The 15,043-nt window shown below is 67.7% G+C and carries 15 protein-coding genes; 9 read left to right on the top strand and 6 right to left on the bottom strand.

The window, feature by feature from the left end; translation table 11 throughout:
• Both V8324_RS03675 and V8324_RS03670 read left to right on the top strand, forming a co-directional pair.
• A partial coding sequence (locus V8324_RS03675; RefSeq protein ID WP_336418570.1) for an adenosylhomocysteinase occupies positions 1-123 on the top strand: 123 nt, incomplete at its 5' end.
• A gap of 10 nt (positions 124-133) precedes the next feature.
• The gene (locus V8324_RS03670; RefSeq protein WP_336418563.1) at positions 134-1,126 is read left to right on the top strand and encodes an adenosine kinase; all 993 of its coding nucleotides are present in this window, start codon (positions 134-136) and stop codon (positions 1,124-1,126) included.
• A 122-nt stretch (positions 1,127-1,248) separates the two neighbouring features.
• Here the strand turns inward: V8324_RS03670 and infB are convergent, their stop codons facing one another.
• From infB to V8324_RS03640, 6 genes are all read right to left on the bottom strand, one after another.
• Positions 1,249-3,762, bottom strand: a complete 2,514-nt coding sequence (infB, locus tag V8324_RS03665) for a translation initiation factor IF-2 (protein WP_336418562.1) — start codon at positions 3,760-3,762, stop codon at positions 1,249-1,251.
• 4 nt (positions 3,763-3,766) lie between these two features.
• On the bottom strand, positions 3,767-4,390 hold the full coding sequence (locus tag V8324_RS03660; RefSeq protein WP_336418569.1) for an RNA-binding protein: 624 nt from the start codon (positions 4,388-4,390) through the stop codon (positions 3,767-3,769).
• 25 nt (positions 4,391-4,415) lie between these two features.
• Positions 4,416-6,029, bottom strand: a complete 1,614-nt coding sequence (nusA, locus tag V8324_RS03655; RefSeq protein ID WP_336418561.1) for a transcription termination factor NusA — start codon at positions 6,027-6,029, stop codon at positions 4,416-4,418.
• A 4-nt stretch (positions 6,030-6,033) separates the two neighbouring features.
• Complete coding sequence (gene rimP, locus V8324_RS03650) at positions 6,034-6,609, bottom strand: ribosome maturation factor RimP (RefSeq protein WP_336418560.1); 576 nt, start codon at positions 6,607-6,609, stop codon at positions 6,034-6,036.
• A 142-nt stretch (positions 6,610-6,751) separates the two neighbouring features.
• Positions 6,752-7,744: a P1 family peptidase gene (locus V8324_RS03645; protein WP_336418559.1), complete on the bottom strand. Its 993-nt coding sequence runs from the start codon at positions 7,742-7,744 to the stop codon at positions 6,752-6,754.
• 34 nt (positions 7,745-7,778) lie between these two features.
• Entirely contained in the window at positions 7,779-8,999 is a 1,221-nt protein-coding gene (locus V8324_RS03640) for a multidrug effflux MFS transporter (RefSeq protein ID WP_336418558.1), read from the bottom strand.
• Between the two features lie 192 nt (positions 9,000-9,191).
• On the opposite strand from V8324_RS03640, the gene V8324_RS03635 reads away from it, so the two are divergent.
• The 7 genes from V8324_RS03635 (at position 9,192) to V8324_RS03605 (ending at position 15,038) form a co-directional block, all read left to right on the top strand.
• Positions 9,192-10,724: an acyl-CoA carboxylase subunit beta gene (locus V8324_RS03635; RefSeq protein ID WP_336418557.1), complete on the top strand. Its 1,533-nt coding sequence runs from the start codon at positions 9,192-9,194 to the stop codon at positions 10,722-10,724.
• Positions 10,725-10,813: 89 nt separating this feature from the next.
• Entirely contained in the window at positions 10,814-11,161 is a 348-nt protein-coding gene (locus V8324_RS03630; RefSeq protein WP_336418556.1) for a hypothetical protein, read from the top strand.
• Positions 11,158-11,556, top strand: a complete 399-nt coding sequence (locus V8324_RS03625; RefSeq protein WP_336418555.1) for a DUF6497 family protein — start codon at positions 11,158-11,160, stop codon at positions 11,554-11,556. The genes V8324_RS03630 and V8324_RS03625 overlap by 4 nt, the downstream gene beginning before the upstream one ends.
• Positions 11,557-11,779: 223 nt before the next feature.
• Positions 11,780-11,923, top strand: coding sequence for a hypothetical protein (locus V8324_RS03620; protein WP_336418554.1), 144 nt, complete (start codon positions 11,780-11,782; stop codon positions 11,921-11,923).
• Positions 11,924-12,052: 129 nt separating this feature from the next.
• Positions 12,053-12,409, top strand: coding sequence for a hypothetical protein (locus V8324_RS03615; protein ID WP_336418553.1), 357 nt, complete (start codon positions 12,053-12,055; stop codon positions 12,407-12,409).
• 94 nt (positions 12,410-12,503) lie between these two features.
• On the top strand, positions 12,504-14,504 hold the full coding sequence (locus V8324_RS03610; protein ID WP_336418552.1) for an acetyl/propionyl/methylcrotonyl-CoA carboxylase subunit alpha: 2,001 nt from the start codon (positions 12,504-12,506) through the stop codon (positions 14,502-14,504).
• A 3-nt stretch (positions 14,505-14,507) separates the two neighbouring features.
• Positions 14,508-15,038, top strand: a complete 531-nt coding sequence (locus V8324_RS03605; RefSeq protein WP_336418551.1) for a hypothetical protein — start codon at positions 14,508-14,510, stop codon at positions 15,036-15,038.
• Positions 15,039-15,043: the final 5 nt, after the last annotated feature.

Here is a 15,043-nt window from a genome sequence, read left to right as displayed (position 1 = left end):
AAGGTCGCCCGCCTGCATCTCGAGCGCATCGGCGTCCGCCTGACCGAACTCGACCCCGAACAGGCCGCCTATATCGGCGTCAAACCCGAAGGCCCCTTCAAACCCGATCAGTACAGATATTGAGAGGCATGTGATGAACACCAAGACACCGCATATCGTGGGCGTCGGCAACGCGCTGGTCGATGTGGTCGCCGCGGTCGCGCCGGACGTGATCGCGCGTCACGGCCTGACCGCCAGCGGCATGCATCTGGTCGATGCCGCCGCCGCCCAGACGCTTTTCGAGGAGGTCGGCCCCGGCGTGCGCCAGTCGGGCGGCTCGGTCGCCAACTCCATGGCGCATCTGACCGATCTAGGGCTGTCGGGCACCTACCTGGGCAAGACGGCCCAGGACGACCTTGGCACCACCTTCGCCGAGGAGATGCGCGCCATGGGCATCGACGCGCCGATCGCGCCCGGCCCGGCGGGCGAGACCGGCACCGGGCGCTGCGTCGTGCTGGTCACGCCGGATGGCGAGCGCACGATGAGCACCTATCTGGGGGCTGCCGTCACGCTGAAACCCTCGGACCTGGCGGATGTGATGCCGGCGCAGTTCGACACGCTGTTCGTCGAGGGGTATCTCTGGGACGCGCCGCAGGGCGCGGCGGTGATCGAGACCGCCGCGCAGGCCGCCAAGGCGGCGGGCGCCAAGGTGGCGATGACGCCGTCGGATGCCGGCTGCGTCGAGCGCAATCGCGACGTGATGCTGAACTTCATCGCGCAGCATGCCGATATCCTGATCGGCAATCATGTCGAAATCGGCGCGCTGGCAGGTCAGGACGCTTCCGAGGCCGCGATGGACTGGGCGCTGTGCCATGTCGGCATCGCCGCCGTCACCGAGCATGACAAGGGCGCGCTGGTGGCCGATGCGACCGGGCGCTACCGCGTCGAGGCGGTCAAGGTGCCGCGCGTGCTGGACACAACCGGCGCGGGCGATGCTTTTGCCAGCGGGTTTCTCGGCGGGCTAGCCCTGGGCCGTCCGGTGAGCGAGGCCGGGCGCATGGGCGCCGAATGCGCGGCGCGCGTTCTGGGCCATTACGGTGCCCGTGACGGCGCAGCGGCGCGGGCGATCTCGATCCCCGCCGCCTGAACGATCGTCCCGGGGCGCCCTGTCGGCGCTCCGGCCGGGAGGCACGCACTCGCGACCTGCACATGACAAAGGGCAGCCCGTCCGGGCTGCCCTTTTTGCGGTTTCGTCCGTCGCGGCCGGTGTCACGCGAGGCTGCGGGTGAACTCCTCGCGCTCGAAGATCTCGATGACGTCGCCTTCGCGGATGTCCTCGTAATTCTCGAACGCCATGCCGCATTCCTGACCCGAGATGACCTCGGACACTTCGTCCTTGAAGCGCTTGAGCGTCTTCAGCGTGCCTTCGTGGATCACCACGTCGTCGCGCAGCAGGCGCACGCCGGCCGAGCGGCGCGCGACGCCTTCGGTGACGAGGCAGCCGGCGACCTTGCCGACGCGTGTGACCTTGAAGACCTCCATGATCTTCGCGTAGCCGATGAACTTCTCGCGGATTTCAGAGCCGAGCAGGCCGCTTGCGGCCGCCTTCACGTCGTCCACGAGGTCGTAGATCACCGAATAGTAGCGGATCTCGACGCCTTTCTGATTGGCGCTGTTGCGCGCCGGAGCGTTGGCGCGAACGTTGAAGCCGATCACCGGGGCGCCCGACGCCTCTGCGAGGTTGATGTCGGATTCGGTGATCGCGCCAACGCCGGAATGCAGCACGCGCACGCGCACCTCGTCATTGCCGATCTTCTCGACCGCCTGCACGATCGCCTCGGCAGAGCCCTGCACGTCGGCCTTGACGACGATCGGCAGTTCCTTGAGGTTCTCGGTCGCCTTGGCGTTGGCCAGAAGCTGTTCCAGCGAGGTGCCGGCACCGGCGGCCGCGCGCTTCTCCTTGGCGGCGTTGGCGCGGTATTCGGCGATCTCGCGCGCCTGCGCCTCGGCCTCGACCACGTTGAGGACGTCGCCGGCCTCTGGCGTGCCGTTGAGACCCAGGACCTCGACCGGGACCGAGGGCCCGGCCTCTTCGACGCGTTCGCCGCGGTCGTTGATGAGCGCGCGGACCTTGCCGTACTGCTCGCCCACGACGAAGATGTCGCCGCGGCGCAAGGTACCCTTCTGGACGAGCACGGTGGCCACGGGGCCGCGGCCCACGTCGAGCTGCGCCTCGATCACGGCGCCTTCGGCGGCGCGGTCGGGGTTGGCTTTCAGTTCCAGGATCTCGGCCTGCAGCGCGATCGCCTCGAGCAGTTCCTCGAGGCCCTGGCCGGTGACCGCCGAAACCTCGACATCCTGCACGTCGCCCGACATCGCCTCGACGACGACTTCCTGGCGAAGCAGGTCGGCACGCACGTGGTCGGGATCGGCGGCGGGCAGATCGACCTTGTTGATCGCCACGATCATCGGCACCTTGGCGGCCTTGGCGTGGTTGATCGCCTCGATGGTCTGCGGCATCACCGCGTCATCGGCGGCGACCACCAGCACCACGATATCCGTCACATGCGCCCCGCGCGAGCGCATCGAGGTGAAGGCGGCGTGGCCCGGCGTGTCGAGGAAGCTGAGCACCGACCCGCTATCGGTGGTGACCTGGTAGGCCCCGATATGCTGGGTGATGCCGCCGGCCTCGCCGGATTGCACCTTGGCGTTCCGGATGGCATCCAGAAGCGAGGTCTTGCCGTGATCCACGTGGCCCATGATGGTGACCACCGGCGGGCGCGGTTTCAGCGATTCGGGCGAGTCCTCGTCCGCCTCGATCACCTGCTCGACATCGGCGTCACTGACGCGCACGACGCGGTGGCCGAATTCCTCGATGATCAGTTCGGCGGTGTCGGCATCGATCGACTGGTTCTGGGTGACCATCATGCCGTTCTGCATCAGTGCCTTGACGACGTCGCCGACGCGCTCGGCCATGCGGCCGGCTAGTTCCGAGACCACGATGGTTTCCGGCAGCTGCACGTCGCGCACGACCTTCTCGCGGTCCTGCGCACCGCCCATGGCCTTTTGCCGGGCGCGTTCCTGCTTGCGCTTCATCGCGGCCATGGACTTGTGCCGGCCGCCTTCGCCGCCCGACAGCGCCTGGTTGAGCGTCAGCTTGCCGCCGCGGCGGGCATCCTCGCCGCCACGGCCCTTGCCCTTGCCCTTGGTCTTGGCGTCGTCCTCGCGCTTGCGCGACGCAGGTGCCTGTTTCGGCGGCGCCTGGCGGTCCTCGACGGGTTCGGAGGCGCGCGCCTGCTCGGGCTCGGCCGGGGCTGCGTCGGCCTTTTCGGACTCTGCCTTCTGGCGGGCGTCCTCTTCGGCCTTTTGCTTGGCGCGCTCCTCGGCCTCGCGCTGTTCGCGCTCTTTCGCCTCGGCCTCTTCGCGGCGGCGCTGGCGTTCTTCCTCGCGGGCCTTCTCGTCGGCCTCGCGCTGCGCGGCCTCGTCGACCTCGCGCGCCTTGGCCGCCTGAAGCGCCTTCATCCGGCGATCCATCTCGGCATCGGAAATGCCGGCGGGCCGCTTGGCGGAACTGGACTGACCGCCGGACTTGCCGGTGCCGCCGCTGCCCGCGCCGGTCCCCCCGGACGCGCCGGAGGCGGGTTTGGGCACGACGACGCGCTTGCGTTTGGTTTCCACCACGACGTTCTTCGTCCGGCCATGGCTGAAGCTCTGCTTCACGTTCCCCGGCCGGGATCCGCTGCCACGTACGCCCAAAGGTTTCTTTCCGTCGTTGTCGCTCATGCTTCTACTTTCCTTTCCGGCGCGCAGTCTCGCCGTCCGAGACGCGCAGACCCTTCAGTCTTGCAGCGTCCTCTACAACACGTTTCGACAAACCTCCAGCGTCCAGTGCGGCGTGGATCACGGTTTGTCGGCCAAAGGCGCGGCCCAGTTCGGCGGCGGTCAGCCAGCCGATGAAATCGCCCTGGTAGGGCGTGCTCAGCTTGGATTTTCCGCGCTCCGAGCCGTCACTGGCCTGGATCAGGACACGGGCCTCTTCGCCGGCCAGCTTCGCCTTGACCTTTTCATACCCACAGACCGCGCCGCCGCCCTTGCGCGCGAGGCTGATGAGGTTGATCACGCGCGCCGCAAGCAGCGTCTCGACCTGATCGGTCAGCCCCTCGGGGACGGTGACCGCCTGTTTCGCGGCGCGCGAGAAGAGGCGTTTGCCTGCCGCCTTGTCCAGCGCCGCGCGGTCCGCCGACACCCAGATGCCGCGCCCCGGCAGTTTCTCGGCCAGATCCGGCGCGACCTGGCCCTCGGGGCCGATCACGAAGCGTATGAGGCCGTGCTTCGGCTGCACCTCGCCCGTGGCGATGCATTTGCGCTCCGGACCGTCAGTGCGATCCTTGGGTTGCCCGCCGCGCCCCATCATGTGCCTTCCGAGACCTGATAAATCAGGCCTCGACCTCCGCTTCGTCGTCGTCGGACGACTCGGTATCGGTGTGCAGATCGTCGGGATCCACCCAGCCGAGCATCACCCGCGCGGTCATCACCATGGTTTGCGCCTCTTCGAGCGAGACGTCGAATTTCTCCAGCAGGCCATCGTCCTTCACGCGCTCGCCATTGACCGTGGTCCAGCCGCCGGCGAGTTCCCAATCCGCGCAGGTCGCGAAATCCTCGAGCGACTTGACGTCGTCCTCGGCCAGCGCCTGCACCATCTGCGGGGTCAGCCCCTCGAATTCGATCAGGCTGTCCTCAGCGCCCAGTTCGCGGGCCTTTGCGAGAGCCTCGGCGGTCTTGGCGTCGAGCACGTCGCGGGCCCGGGCCTGCAATTCCGCCGCCGTCTCGTCATCGACGCCGTCGATCACCAGAAGCTCGCCCTGGTCGACATATGCGACCTCTTCAAGCGTCGTGAAACCCTCGGCGACCAGAAGCTGCGCAAAAAATTCGTCGAGGTCGAGCGTGTCCATGAAGAGCTGCGTGCGCTCTTCGAATTCCTTCTGGCGGCGTTCGCTGTCCTCGGCCTCTGTCATGATGTCGATGTCGAGACCGGTCAACTGGCTGGCCAGCCGCACGTTCTGGCCGCGCCGGCCGATGGCCAGCGACAGCTGGTCCTCGGGGACCACCACCTCGATGCTCTGCGCGTCCTCGTCGATCACCACCTTGGAGACCTCTGCAGGCTGCAGCGCGTTGACGAGGAAGGTCGCCTGATCCTCGTTCCACGGGATGATGTCGACCTTCTCGCCCTGAAGCTCGTTGACCACGGCCTGCACGCGGCTGCCGCGCATGCCGACGCAGGCGCCGACCGGGTCAATGCTGCTGTCATGGCTGATCACCGCGATCTTGGCGCGGCTGCCGGGATCGCGGGCCACGGCCTTGATGTCGATGATGCCGTCATAGATCTCGGGGACTTCCATGCGGAACAGTTCCGCCATGAATTGCGGTTCGGTGCGCGACAGGAAAATCTGCGGCCCGCGCTGTTCGCGGCGCACGTCCTTGACGTAGCAGCGGATGCGGTCGTTGGGGCGGTAGGCCTCGCGGCCGATTTTCTCGTTGCGGCGCAGGATGCCTTCGCCGGCGCCGACATCGACGATCACGTTGCCGTATTCCTCGCGGCGCACGATGCCGTTGATGATGGTGCCCGCGCGATCCTTGAATTCCTCGTATTGGCGGTCGCGCTCGGCCTCGCGGACGCGTTGCAGGATCACCTGCTTGGCGCTTTGCGCGGCGATCCGGCCCATTTCGACGGGCGGCACCTCTTCGGTGATCGTGTCGCCGACCGATGGGTTCTCGAGATATTGCCTGGCCTGCTCGACGGTCAGTTCGGCCTGGTAGTTCTCGACCTCGTCGTCCTCGACCACGGTGCGGACGCGGGTGAAGGTGGCGCGCCCGGTCTTGCGGTCGATCTTGACGCGGATGTCCATTTCGGCGCCGTAGCGCGACTTGGCGGCACGGGCGAGGCTTTCCTCCATCGCCTCGACCACGAGGGACGGGTCGATCATCTTCTCGCGCGCCACCGCTTCCGCGGTCTGCAGCAGCTCGAGCTGGTTGGCCGATGTGATAGCCATGGTGTCAGTCCTCCTCGGAACCGCGTTCGGTTTCTGTGTCGTTGGGCGTGGCGTCGTCGATGACGCCCGCCGCCTTGCGCTGCCGCAGCATCTCGCGGATCAGATCGTCGGTCAGGATCAGCTTGGCGTCGCTCAGCCAGTCGAATTGCAGCCCGATCGTGCCCTCGTCGACATTGATCAGCACCTCGGTGTCGTCGATCCCGGCGAGCACGCCCTTGAAGCGCTTGCGCCCGCCGACCTGTTCGGCCGTTTCCAGCTTGGCCTCGTAGCCCTCGAAGGCCTCGAAATCCTTGATCCGCGTCAGCGGGCGGTCGATGCCGGGGCTCGAGACCTCGAGCGTGTACTGGTCGGTGATCGGCTCCTCGACATCGAGCACCGCGCTGATTGCGGTGCTGATATCGCCGCAATCGTCCACCTCGATGCCGCCCATAGGCTTGTCGGCCATGATCTGCAGCAGCGGCGTCTTGCCGCCCATCAGCCGCACGCGCACCAGTTCGAACCCCATATCCTCGATCACCGGGGTGATGATTTCGGCGATGCGGCGGTCGAGGGCGGCCTTGGCGATCAGATCGTTGGTCATGGTTCCAGACATAAAAAAACGGGCACGCGGCCCGTCACACTCTCCGGTGGGACTTTCGGAGTGGACCCGAAAGCGCCGCTGATGTGGGAGATATACGCGCCGAGGCGGGCCTCCGCAAGGGGATTCTGGCGGGATTTGCCGCTCAGCCGAAGCGCGATTGCCAGGCAGGGGGCATGCCATCCGGGGCAGGCTGCGCCGCGAAGATCGCGCGGGCGATGGCACGCGCCACCACGCAGGCCGCGGCGTGTCCCAGCAGGACCTGGCCGGCGATGTCGGGGGCGGGCCGCGCGCCGGTGGACGCGGCGAAGACCAGGTCGCCGTCCATCAGCGTGTGCGACGGCACCAGCGCGCGCGCAAAGCCGTCATGCGCCGCGGTGGCCAGCCGCGTGCATTGCGTCTTCGAGAGCGCCGCGTCGGTGGCGACGATGCCGAGCGTGGTATTGGCGTGACGCGCCAGTTTCGTGGGCGCCGCGATCGGGTCGCCGCCGCGCGGGTCGGGGCCGAGGCCGCCGAACTCGGCCCCGACCTCGAACGGCGCGGCCCAGAAATGCGGGCCGTCACCCACCGTCGCCGAGCCGAGCGCGTTGACCGCCACCAGCGCGCCGACGGTCGCGCCGTCCGGCAGTACCGCCGAGGCAGAGCCGAGCCCGCCGCGAAAACTCGCGGTGGTCGCCCCGCTGCCGGCGCCGGTGCTGCCGATCTCGAATTGGGGCGCGGCGGCGTCAAAGGCTTCGCGCCCCAACGCCTTGTAGGGATTCTCGGACCAGTCGTGGCGGCCGCCGTTCAGCAGATCGAACAGGATCGCCGCCGGCACGATGGGCACCTTTGCCGCCCCCACGGCAAAGCCGCGCCCGGCCGCGCGCAGCCCTTCGGCCACGCCCGAGGCCGCGTCGAGCCCGAAGGCCGAGCCGCCCGACAGTACCAGCGCGTCGACCTCCTGCACCACGTGGTCGGGGGCCAGCAAGTCGGTCTCGCGGGTGCCGGGCGCGCCGCCCATGACATGCACGCCGGCGGTGAAGGGCGCGTCGGCGGTCAGCACCGTGACCCCGCTGCGCAGCGTGTCATCGGTGGCGTTGCCGACGCGCAGCCCCGCCACGTCGGTGATCAGGTTTCGCCGCTCCGGTGTCGCGGTCATCGGACCTCCTTTCGCCGTCAGATCATCGTTTTCGTCAGGCCAGCAGCGCCAGCCGCCGCTCGCGGCGGATGACCAGCGCGATGGTGATCACCGCCGCCAGCCCGGTCAGGAACATGATCCACAAGAGCATCAGCGCCCCGGTTCCCGGTGTCAGCCACGCACCGGCCACCGCCGACAGCGCCGCGCCGAGGCCGATCATCATCGCGCCCGACAGCCCGCTCGCCGTGCCCGCCAGATCGGGCCGGATCGACAGTGCGCCGGCGGTGGCGTTGGGGATCACCATGCCGTTGCCGAGCCCCATGAAGGTCATCAGCCCGAAGAACACCAGCGGCGAGCCGAACCCGCAGTGAAAGAGCGCCACGTTCGCGCCGATGCCGCCGGCGTTGAACAGCGTGCCCCACAGCACCATGCGGTTGACGCCGAACCGCACCGAGAACCGCCCCGAGGCGAAATTACCAAGGAAATACCCGATCGCCGGCGCACCGAACAGCACCCCCAGCAGCGCCGGGGCGAGGCCGAACACCTGGTCGCCCACGAAGGGCGCGCCGCCGAGATAGGCGAAGAACGACCCCGAGGACAGCCCCGCCGCCAGCGCGTAGCCCCAGAAGCGGCGCGAGGTCAGCAGCGCGGGATAGTCGCGGAATTGCTGCACCATGGTGCGCCCCGACAGCGGCGCGGTTTCGCCCAGGTCGCGCCAGCACAGCGCGAAAAGCGCCACGCCGAGCAGCAGCAGCGCCCAGAAATTGGCCTGCCAGCCAAACGCCTCGTCGAGGACGCCGCCGATCGCCGGGCCGATCATCGGCACCACCGCCATGCCCATGGTCACGTAACCGATCATCGACGCCGCGCGGTCCTGCGGCACCATGTCCCGCACGATGGCGCGCGACAGCACCATCGCCACCACCACGCTGGCCTGTATCATGCGGAAGGTCAGGAAGACGTAGACGTTCGGCGCCACGAGACAGCCAAGCGTCGCCGCGATGAAGATGCCCACCCCCCACAGGATCACCGGCCGGCGCCCCCAGCGGTCCGAGATTGGCCCGATCACCACCTGCAGCGCCGCGTTCACGCCAAGGTAGAGGGCCACCGAAAGCTGGATCAGGCGGTATTCCGTCTCGAAATGCGCGACCATGCCCGGCAGCGAGGGCAGAAAGATGTTCATCGCCAGCGCCGCCATCCCGGCCAGCAGGATCAGCGTCGAGATATGCGGCGGCGTGGCCTGGTCCAGGTAGCGGACATGCGGGTCTGATGTCATCACAGCAACGATATGCCGGGCGTCGGGGACTGTCCATCAGCCGCGATCGCGCGATCGGCATGACGTCGCGCAATTAGCGGATTTGCGGGTATTCAATCACTGCTTCGCAGCAGTTTGCAAATTTGCCGAATTCTGTTTGGCCTCTGCGGGTGCAACCTCTATGCTTCGTCAATCACAGACAGGGGGAGCACCATGAAGGATATCCTGGAAGAGCTTGAGAGCCGCCGGACCGATGCGCGGCTGGGTGGCGGCGCCGCGCGGATCGAGGCGCAGCACGGGCGCGGCAAGCTGACCGCGCGCGAGCGCATCGAGCTTCTGCTCGACGAGGGCAGCTTCGAGGAATTCGACATGTTCGTGGCCCATCGCTGCAACGATTTCGGGATGGAGAAGAACCGCCCCTACGGCGACGGGGTGGTGACCGGCTGGGGCACCATCAACGGCCGGCAGGTCTATGTCTTCAGCCAGGATTTCACCGTGCTGGGCGGGTCGGTCAGCGCCACCCATGCCCAGAAGATCTGCAAGATCATGGACATGGCCGTGGAAAACGGTGCGCCGGTGGTCGGCATCAACGATTCGGGCGGGGCGCGCATCCAGGAGGGCGTCGACAGCCTCGCGGGATATGGCGAGGTGTTCCAGCGCAACATCGAGGCCTCGGGCGTGGTGCCGCAGATCAGCGTGATCATGGGGCCCTGTGCGGGCGGCGCGGTCTATTCGCCGGCGATGACCGATTTCATCTTCATGGTGAAGGACAGCAGCTACATGTTCGTGACCGGGCCTGACGTGGTGCGCACCGTGACCAACGAACAGGTGACCGCCGAGGAGCTGGGCGGCGCGCTGACCCATACGCGCAAGTCCTCGGTCGCCGACGCGGCCTTCGACAACGATGTCGAAGCGCTGGCCGAGGTGCGCCGGCTGGTCGATTTCCTGCCGCTGAACAATCGCGAGAAGCCCCCCAAGCGGCCGTTCTTCGACCGGCCCGGCCGCGTCGAGGACAGCCTCGACACGCTGATCCCCGACAATCCCAACATGCCCTACGACATGAAGGAACTGATCCACAAGGTGGCCGACGAGGGCGACTTCTACGAGATCCAGGCCGAATTCGCCAAGAACATGATCACCGGCTTCATACGGCTGGAGGGCCAGACGGTGGGCGTGGTGGCCAACCAGCCGATGGTGCTGGCCGGCTGTCTCGATATCGACAGCGGGCGCAAGGCGGCGCGCTTCGTGCGGTTTTGCGACGCGTTCGAGATCCCGATCCTGACGCTGGTGGACGTGCCCGGCTTCCTGCCCGGCACCGGGCAGGAATATGGCGGGGTCATCAAGCACGGCGCGAAGCTGCTGTTCGCCTATGGCGAGGCGACGGTGCCGAAGGTCACGGTGATCACCCGCAAGGCCTATGGCGGGGCCTACGTGGTGATGTCCTCGAAGCACCTGCGCGGCGATTTCAACTATGCCTGGCCCACCGCGGAGATCGCGGTGATGGGGGCCAAGGGCGCGACCGAGATCATCTATCGCGGCGATCTGGGCGACCCCGAGAAGATCGCTGCCCATACCAAGAGCTACGAGGACCGCTTCGCCAATCCTTTTGTGGCTGCAGAGCGCGGCTTCATCGACGAGGTGATCCAGCCGCGCAGCACAAGGGTCAGGGTCAGCCGCGCCTTCGCGTCCTTGCGCGGCAAGAAGAAGACCACGCCCTGGAAGAAACACGACAACATTCCGCTGTGAGCGCTTTCGGGGCGTGGGAGAGGGGGCACTGCCCCGTTACCGGTGACGGGCGACTTTCCCGGACTATGCCGGGCCAGAAGAAACCGCAGATGGAGGCATGGATGGGCCGCGACCGCTGGCATGTGATCGACGAGGACGGCGCGCTGACGGTGGCGCGGCGATTGCCGGTGCGGTTCGACCTGGCCGTCGAGCAGGATCTGCCCGAGGCGTCGCGGACCCGGGTCGCGCACCGGCTGCGCCAGGACATGTGGCGCGAGTTGCAGGACCTGCGCGGCTTTGCGCCGGCGGTGCAGGTGTGGCGCGTGGCGGGCGGATTGCGCGTCAAGGCCGGTGGCGCGGTGGCGGCGCGGTTTGCCCGCGGGGCCGCGGAGGCTCGGATCGCCGCGTTGTTGCAGGATCCGGCGCGGGTGGCGCGCTGGACCGGGTCCGCGCGATGAGCGGCATAATCAAGGCGGCGGCGGCGGCCGTCCTGCTGCCGAACGCCGCCTTGGCGCAAGACGACGCGCTGCGCCTGCCCTCGGGGCTGGAGGCGCGGCCGCAAGAGGTGCTGCGCGACCGCGGCGCGGGCACCGGGCTGATTTACCGCTTCCGCTTCGTCGCGCGCGGCTTCGACGCGGACGAGGCGGCGTTCGATCAGGTCTCCACGGATCTCGAATGGCTGTGTACGGAATACGCGCTGCCGCGGATCGCGGATATGGGCCCGCAACCCGCCCGGGTGGTGATCTCGCTGGCCGACCGGCCGTCGACCTTCGGGGTGCGGGACGCGGATGTGGTGCAGGTCTTCGAGTCGTTCCGCCCCGAGGCCGGTACATGCAGATGGGAAATGTTTTGATGAGACCACAGCAGCTTGCCGTGCGGGGGCCGGGGGATACCGGAACTGCGGCTTTGCGGACACAGCGCCGGGCGATTGCGCAAACCCCGTGTTCAAGCCTTGTAAATTCGGCTAGCGTGCGCGACGGTCACAAACAGGTGATCTTAGACTCGCCCAAATGGTGCGCGCTGGCGCCAAGCCTTCGCGCGTTTTACGTCGAAAGAACGAGAGACAGGAGTACTACATGTCGAACACACTCAAGAGCGTTATCGCCATCGGCCTCGTGGCCTTTGTCGCAGCATGTGCACAACAGGCCGAAGAAGAGTTCGTGGTGGTCGAGCCCGAGCCGATCACGACCGAGCCGGAGCCGACCGGCAAGTACAACTAAGCCCTTCGGGGTTGCGCCGGGGCGGGCGTGCTTGCCTGCCCCGGCCATTCACAGCCCGCACCCGTGCAGCCTGACAGAGTGCTGCATGCCGCGCCGCTTCCTGCCCCACATGCCTTTGCGGGGGGTCTCATGTTGAAGCATCGCGGGTTTCCCGGCCGTCTGCCGGGCACCGATTTCCAGTTCACCATTCGCCGCGCGAACGCCAAGGGGGCCACGCCGCTTGTCGCCCGACCGCGCTACCGCGATCGCCGGCCCGCCGACAAGCGCGCCGATGCCGCGTTCCTGCGCGCCATCTGGGACTGTTTCGGCGAGGCCCCGTTCGAGCGCGGCAATCTCGATGCCGGCCGGCTGAGCTGGCTGTTCGGGCGCGAGATCAAGCCCGCCGACGACCCGTTCGATCCCGAAAGCTACGAGGCGCGGCTGGTGCTGGATGTGGCCGCCGCGCGCGCCAGTTTCCCCGAGATTTTCGAGGGCGAGGGCGAATGACGTTCGCCAACCCGCCCATCGCACTTGCCCCGGCCGCAGCCCCGCGCCGCCGCGCCCGCGCACCTTTCGCCATGTTTCAAGAGGGACCGAAAGCATGTTCAAGAAGATCCTGATCGCCAACCGCGGCGAGATCGCCTGCCGTGTGATCAAGACCGCGCGCAAGATGGGCATCGCGACGGTGGCGATCTATTCCGACGCGGATCGCGATGCGCTGCATGTGCGGATCGCCGACGAGGCGGTGCGGATCGGCCCGCCGGCGGCCAATGAAAGCTACATCGTCATCGACAAGGTGATGGACGCGATCCGCCAGACCGGTGCCGAGGCGGTGCATCCGGGCTACGGGTTTCTCAGCGAGAACCCGAAATTCGCCAAGGCGCTCGAGGCCGAGGGCGTGGCGTTCATCGGGCCGCCCGTGAAGGCGATCGAGGCGATGGGCGACAAGATCACCTCGAAGAAGATCGCCAAGGAGGCCGGGGTGAACACCGTGCCGGGCGTCATGGGCCTGATCGAGGATGCCGAGGAGGCGGTGAAGATCTCGAACGAGATCGGCTACCCGGTGATGCTGAAGGCCTCTGCGGGGGGCGGCGGCAAGGGCATGCGCATCGCCTGGACCGACGACGAGGCGCGCGAGGGCTTTCAGAGCTCGAAGAACGAGGCGGCGAGCAGTTTCGGCGACGACCGCATCTTCATCGAGAAGTTCGTCACGCAGCCGCGCCATATCGAGATCCAGGTGATCTGCGACGGCCACGGCAACGGCATCTACCTGGGCGAGCGCGAATGCTCGATCCAGCGCCGCAACCAGAAGGTCATCGAGGAGGCGCCGAGCCCGTTCCTCGACGAGGAGACCCGCCGCGCGATGGGCGAGCAGGCGGTGGCGCTGGCGCAGGCCGTGGATTACACCAGCGCCGGCACCGTGGAATTCATCGTCGATGGCGACCGGAACTTCTATTTCCTCGAAATGAACACCCGGCTTCAGGTCGAGCACCCGGTGACCGAGCTGATCACCGGGGTCGATCTGGTCGAGCAGATGATCCGCGTGGCGGCCGGCGAGGCGCTGCCCTTCAGCCAGGCGGATGTGACGCTGAACGGCTGGGCGATGGAAAGCCGGCTTTATGCCGAGGATCCGTATCGCGGCTTTCTGCCCTCGATCGGGCGGCTGACGCGCTACCGCCCGCCGCAGGAGCTGGATGTCGAGGGCGCGGTCGTGCGCAACGATACCGGCGTCTTCGAGGGCGGCGAGATCAGCATGTATTACGACCCGATGATCGCCAAGCTGTGCACCTGGGGGCCGACGCGCGCCGCGGCGATCGAGGGGATGCGCAACGCGCTGGATGCCTTCGAGGTCGAGGGGATCGGGCACAACCTGCCCTTCCTGAGCGCGGTGATGGACCATCCGAAATTCGCCGCCGGCGAGATGACCACCGCCTTCATCGCCGAGGAATATCCCGAGGGCTTTCACGGCGTGGAGCTGCCCGGCGACGTGCTGCGCCGGATCGCCGCGAGTTGCGCCGCGATGCACCGGATCGCCGAGATCCGGCGCACGCGGATCTCCGGGCGGATGGACAATCACGAGCGCCACGTGGGCGCCGACTGGGTGGTCAGCCTGCAGGGCGAGAGCCACGAAGTGACCGTCGACGCCGACCGCGCGGGCGCCGATGTGCGCTTCCGCGACGGCACCAACCTGCGGGTGACGAGCGACTGGACCCCCGGCGATCAGCTGGCGCGGATCGATGTCGATGGTCGGCCGCTGGTGCTGAAGGTCGGCAAGATCACGCAGGGCTTCCGCATCCGGTCGCGCGGCGCCGACCTGAAGGTGCATGTGCGCACGCCGCGGCAGGCCGAACTGGCGGCACTGATGCCCGACAAGCTGCCGCCTGACACCTCGAAGATGCTTCTCTGTCCGATGCCGGGGCTGATCGTCAAGGTCAATGTCGAGCCCGGCGAGGAAGTGCAGGAAGGCCAGCCGTTATGCACCGTGGAGGCGATGAAGATGGAGAACATCCTGCGCGCCGAACGCCGCGCCGTCGTCGCGCGGGTCAATGCCGGCCCGGGCGACAGCCTGGCGGTGGACGACGTCATCATGGAGTTCGAGTGAGGGATGAGGCCTGCCGCCCAACATAGCCACGTGCCGGTGGTCTGGCCGTTGGCCTGTCTGGCCGCGCTCCTTCTTCTGGCGGGGTGCGCGCGCGAGGAGGCTGAGGTGCAGCGCGCGCGGCTGGAGCCGTGGTTCTCACTGGGCGAAACGCTTGCCTTCGAGGCGCGGCGCGGCTGTGCCGTGGGCCTTTACGAGGTGGTCGCGCGGGACGTCAAGTCGGCGCTGCCGCTGATGGGTGATGTCGTGCAGATGCACCGCGAGATCGCGCGGCGCGGGGCCGCGGCGCTGATCGTGGCGGGGCGCGGCGCGGATACGGCAATGCTCGCCATGGCCGGGCATGACCGCGGCACCGGCATGGCGATGCGGCGCGCCGGGCTCGAGGCGCGCGACTGCATGGATGCGCGCAGCGAGGACGTTTTCATCCGCGCGCTGAGCCGGCCGGGTGCCGTCATGGCGTGGCATGCCGAGAGCGGCACTCTGATCCTGATGCCAGGCGATGCGCGCCTGCTGATCGCCGTTCAGGGGGCGAGGTGATGCGG

This window comes from Roseovarius sp. D22-M7 (assembly GCF_037083785.1).
In the GTDB taxonomy this organism is placed as follows: domain Bacteria; phylum Pseudomonadota; class Alphaproteobacteria; order Rhodobacterales; family Rhodobacteraceae; genus Roseovarius.
The sequence above is the reverse complement of the archived record's forward strand: the minus strand, read 5'-3'. Positions and strand labels throughout refer to the sequence as shown.

Bases quoted from the DNA above. Each gene is read 5' to 3' on its own strand.
- V8324_RS03670 (WP_336418563.1), top strand. From the start codon at position 134: ATGAACACCAAGACACCGCATATCGTGGGCGTCGGCAACGCGCTGGTC.
- V8324_RS03660 (WP_336418569.1), bottom strand. From the start codon at position 4,390: ATGGGGCGCGGCGGGCAACCCAAGGATCGCACTGACGGTCCGGAGCGC.
- V8324_RS03625 (WP_336418555.1), top strand. From the start codon at position 11,158: ATGAGCGGCATAATCAAGGCGGCGGCGGCGGCCGTCCTGCTGCCGAAC.
- V8324_RS03610 (WP_336418552.1), top strand. From the start codon at position 12,504: ATGTTCAAGAAGATCCTGATCGCCAACCGCGGCGAGATCGCCTGCCGT.
- V8324_RS03605 (WP_336418551.1), top strand. From the start codon at position 14,508: ATGAGGCCTGCCGCCCAACATAGCCACGTGCCGGTGGTCTGGCCGTTG.
- V8324_RS03620 (WP_336418554.1), top strand. From the start codon at position 11,780: ATGTCGAACACACTCAAGAGCGTTATCGCCATCGGCCTCGTGGCCTTT.
- rimP (WP_336418560.1), bottom strand. From the start codon at position 6,609: ATGACCAACGATCTGATCGCCAAGGCCGCCCTCGACCGCCGCATCGCC.
- V8324_RS03640 (WP_336418558.1), bottom strand. From the start codon at position 8,999: ATGACATCAGACCCGCATGTCCGCTACCTGGACCAGGCCACGCCGCCG.
- V8324_RS03615 (WP_336418553.1), top strand. From the start codon at position 12,053: ATGTTGAAGCATCGCGGGTTTCCCGGCCGTCTGCCGGGCACCGATTTC.
- V8324_RS03630 (WP_336418556.1), top strand. From the start codon at position 10,814: ATGGAGGCATGGATGGGCCGCGACCGCTGGCATGTGATCGACGAGGAC.
- V8324_RS03635 (WP_336418557.1), top strand. From the start codon at position 9,192: ATGAAGGATATCCTGGAAGAGCTTGAGAGCCGCCGGACCGATGCGCGG.
- infB (WP_336418562.1), bottom strand. From the start codon at position 3,762: ATGAGCGACAACGACGGAAAGAAACCTTTGGGCGTACGTGGCAGCGGA.
- V8324_RS03645 (WP_336418559.1), bottom strand. From the start codon at position 7,744: ATGACCGCGACACCGGAGCGGCGAAACCTGATCACCGACGTGGCGGGG.
- nusA (WP_336418561.1), bottom strand. From the start codon at position 6,029: ATGGCTATCACATCGGCCAACCAGCTCGAGCTGCTGCAGACCGCGGAA.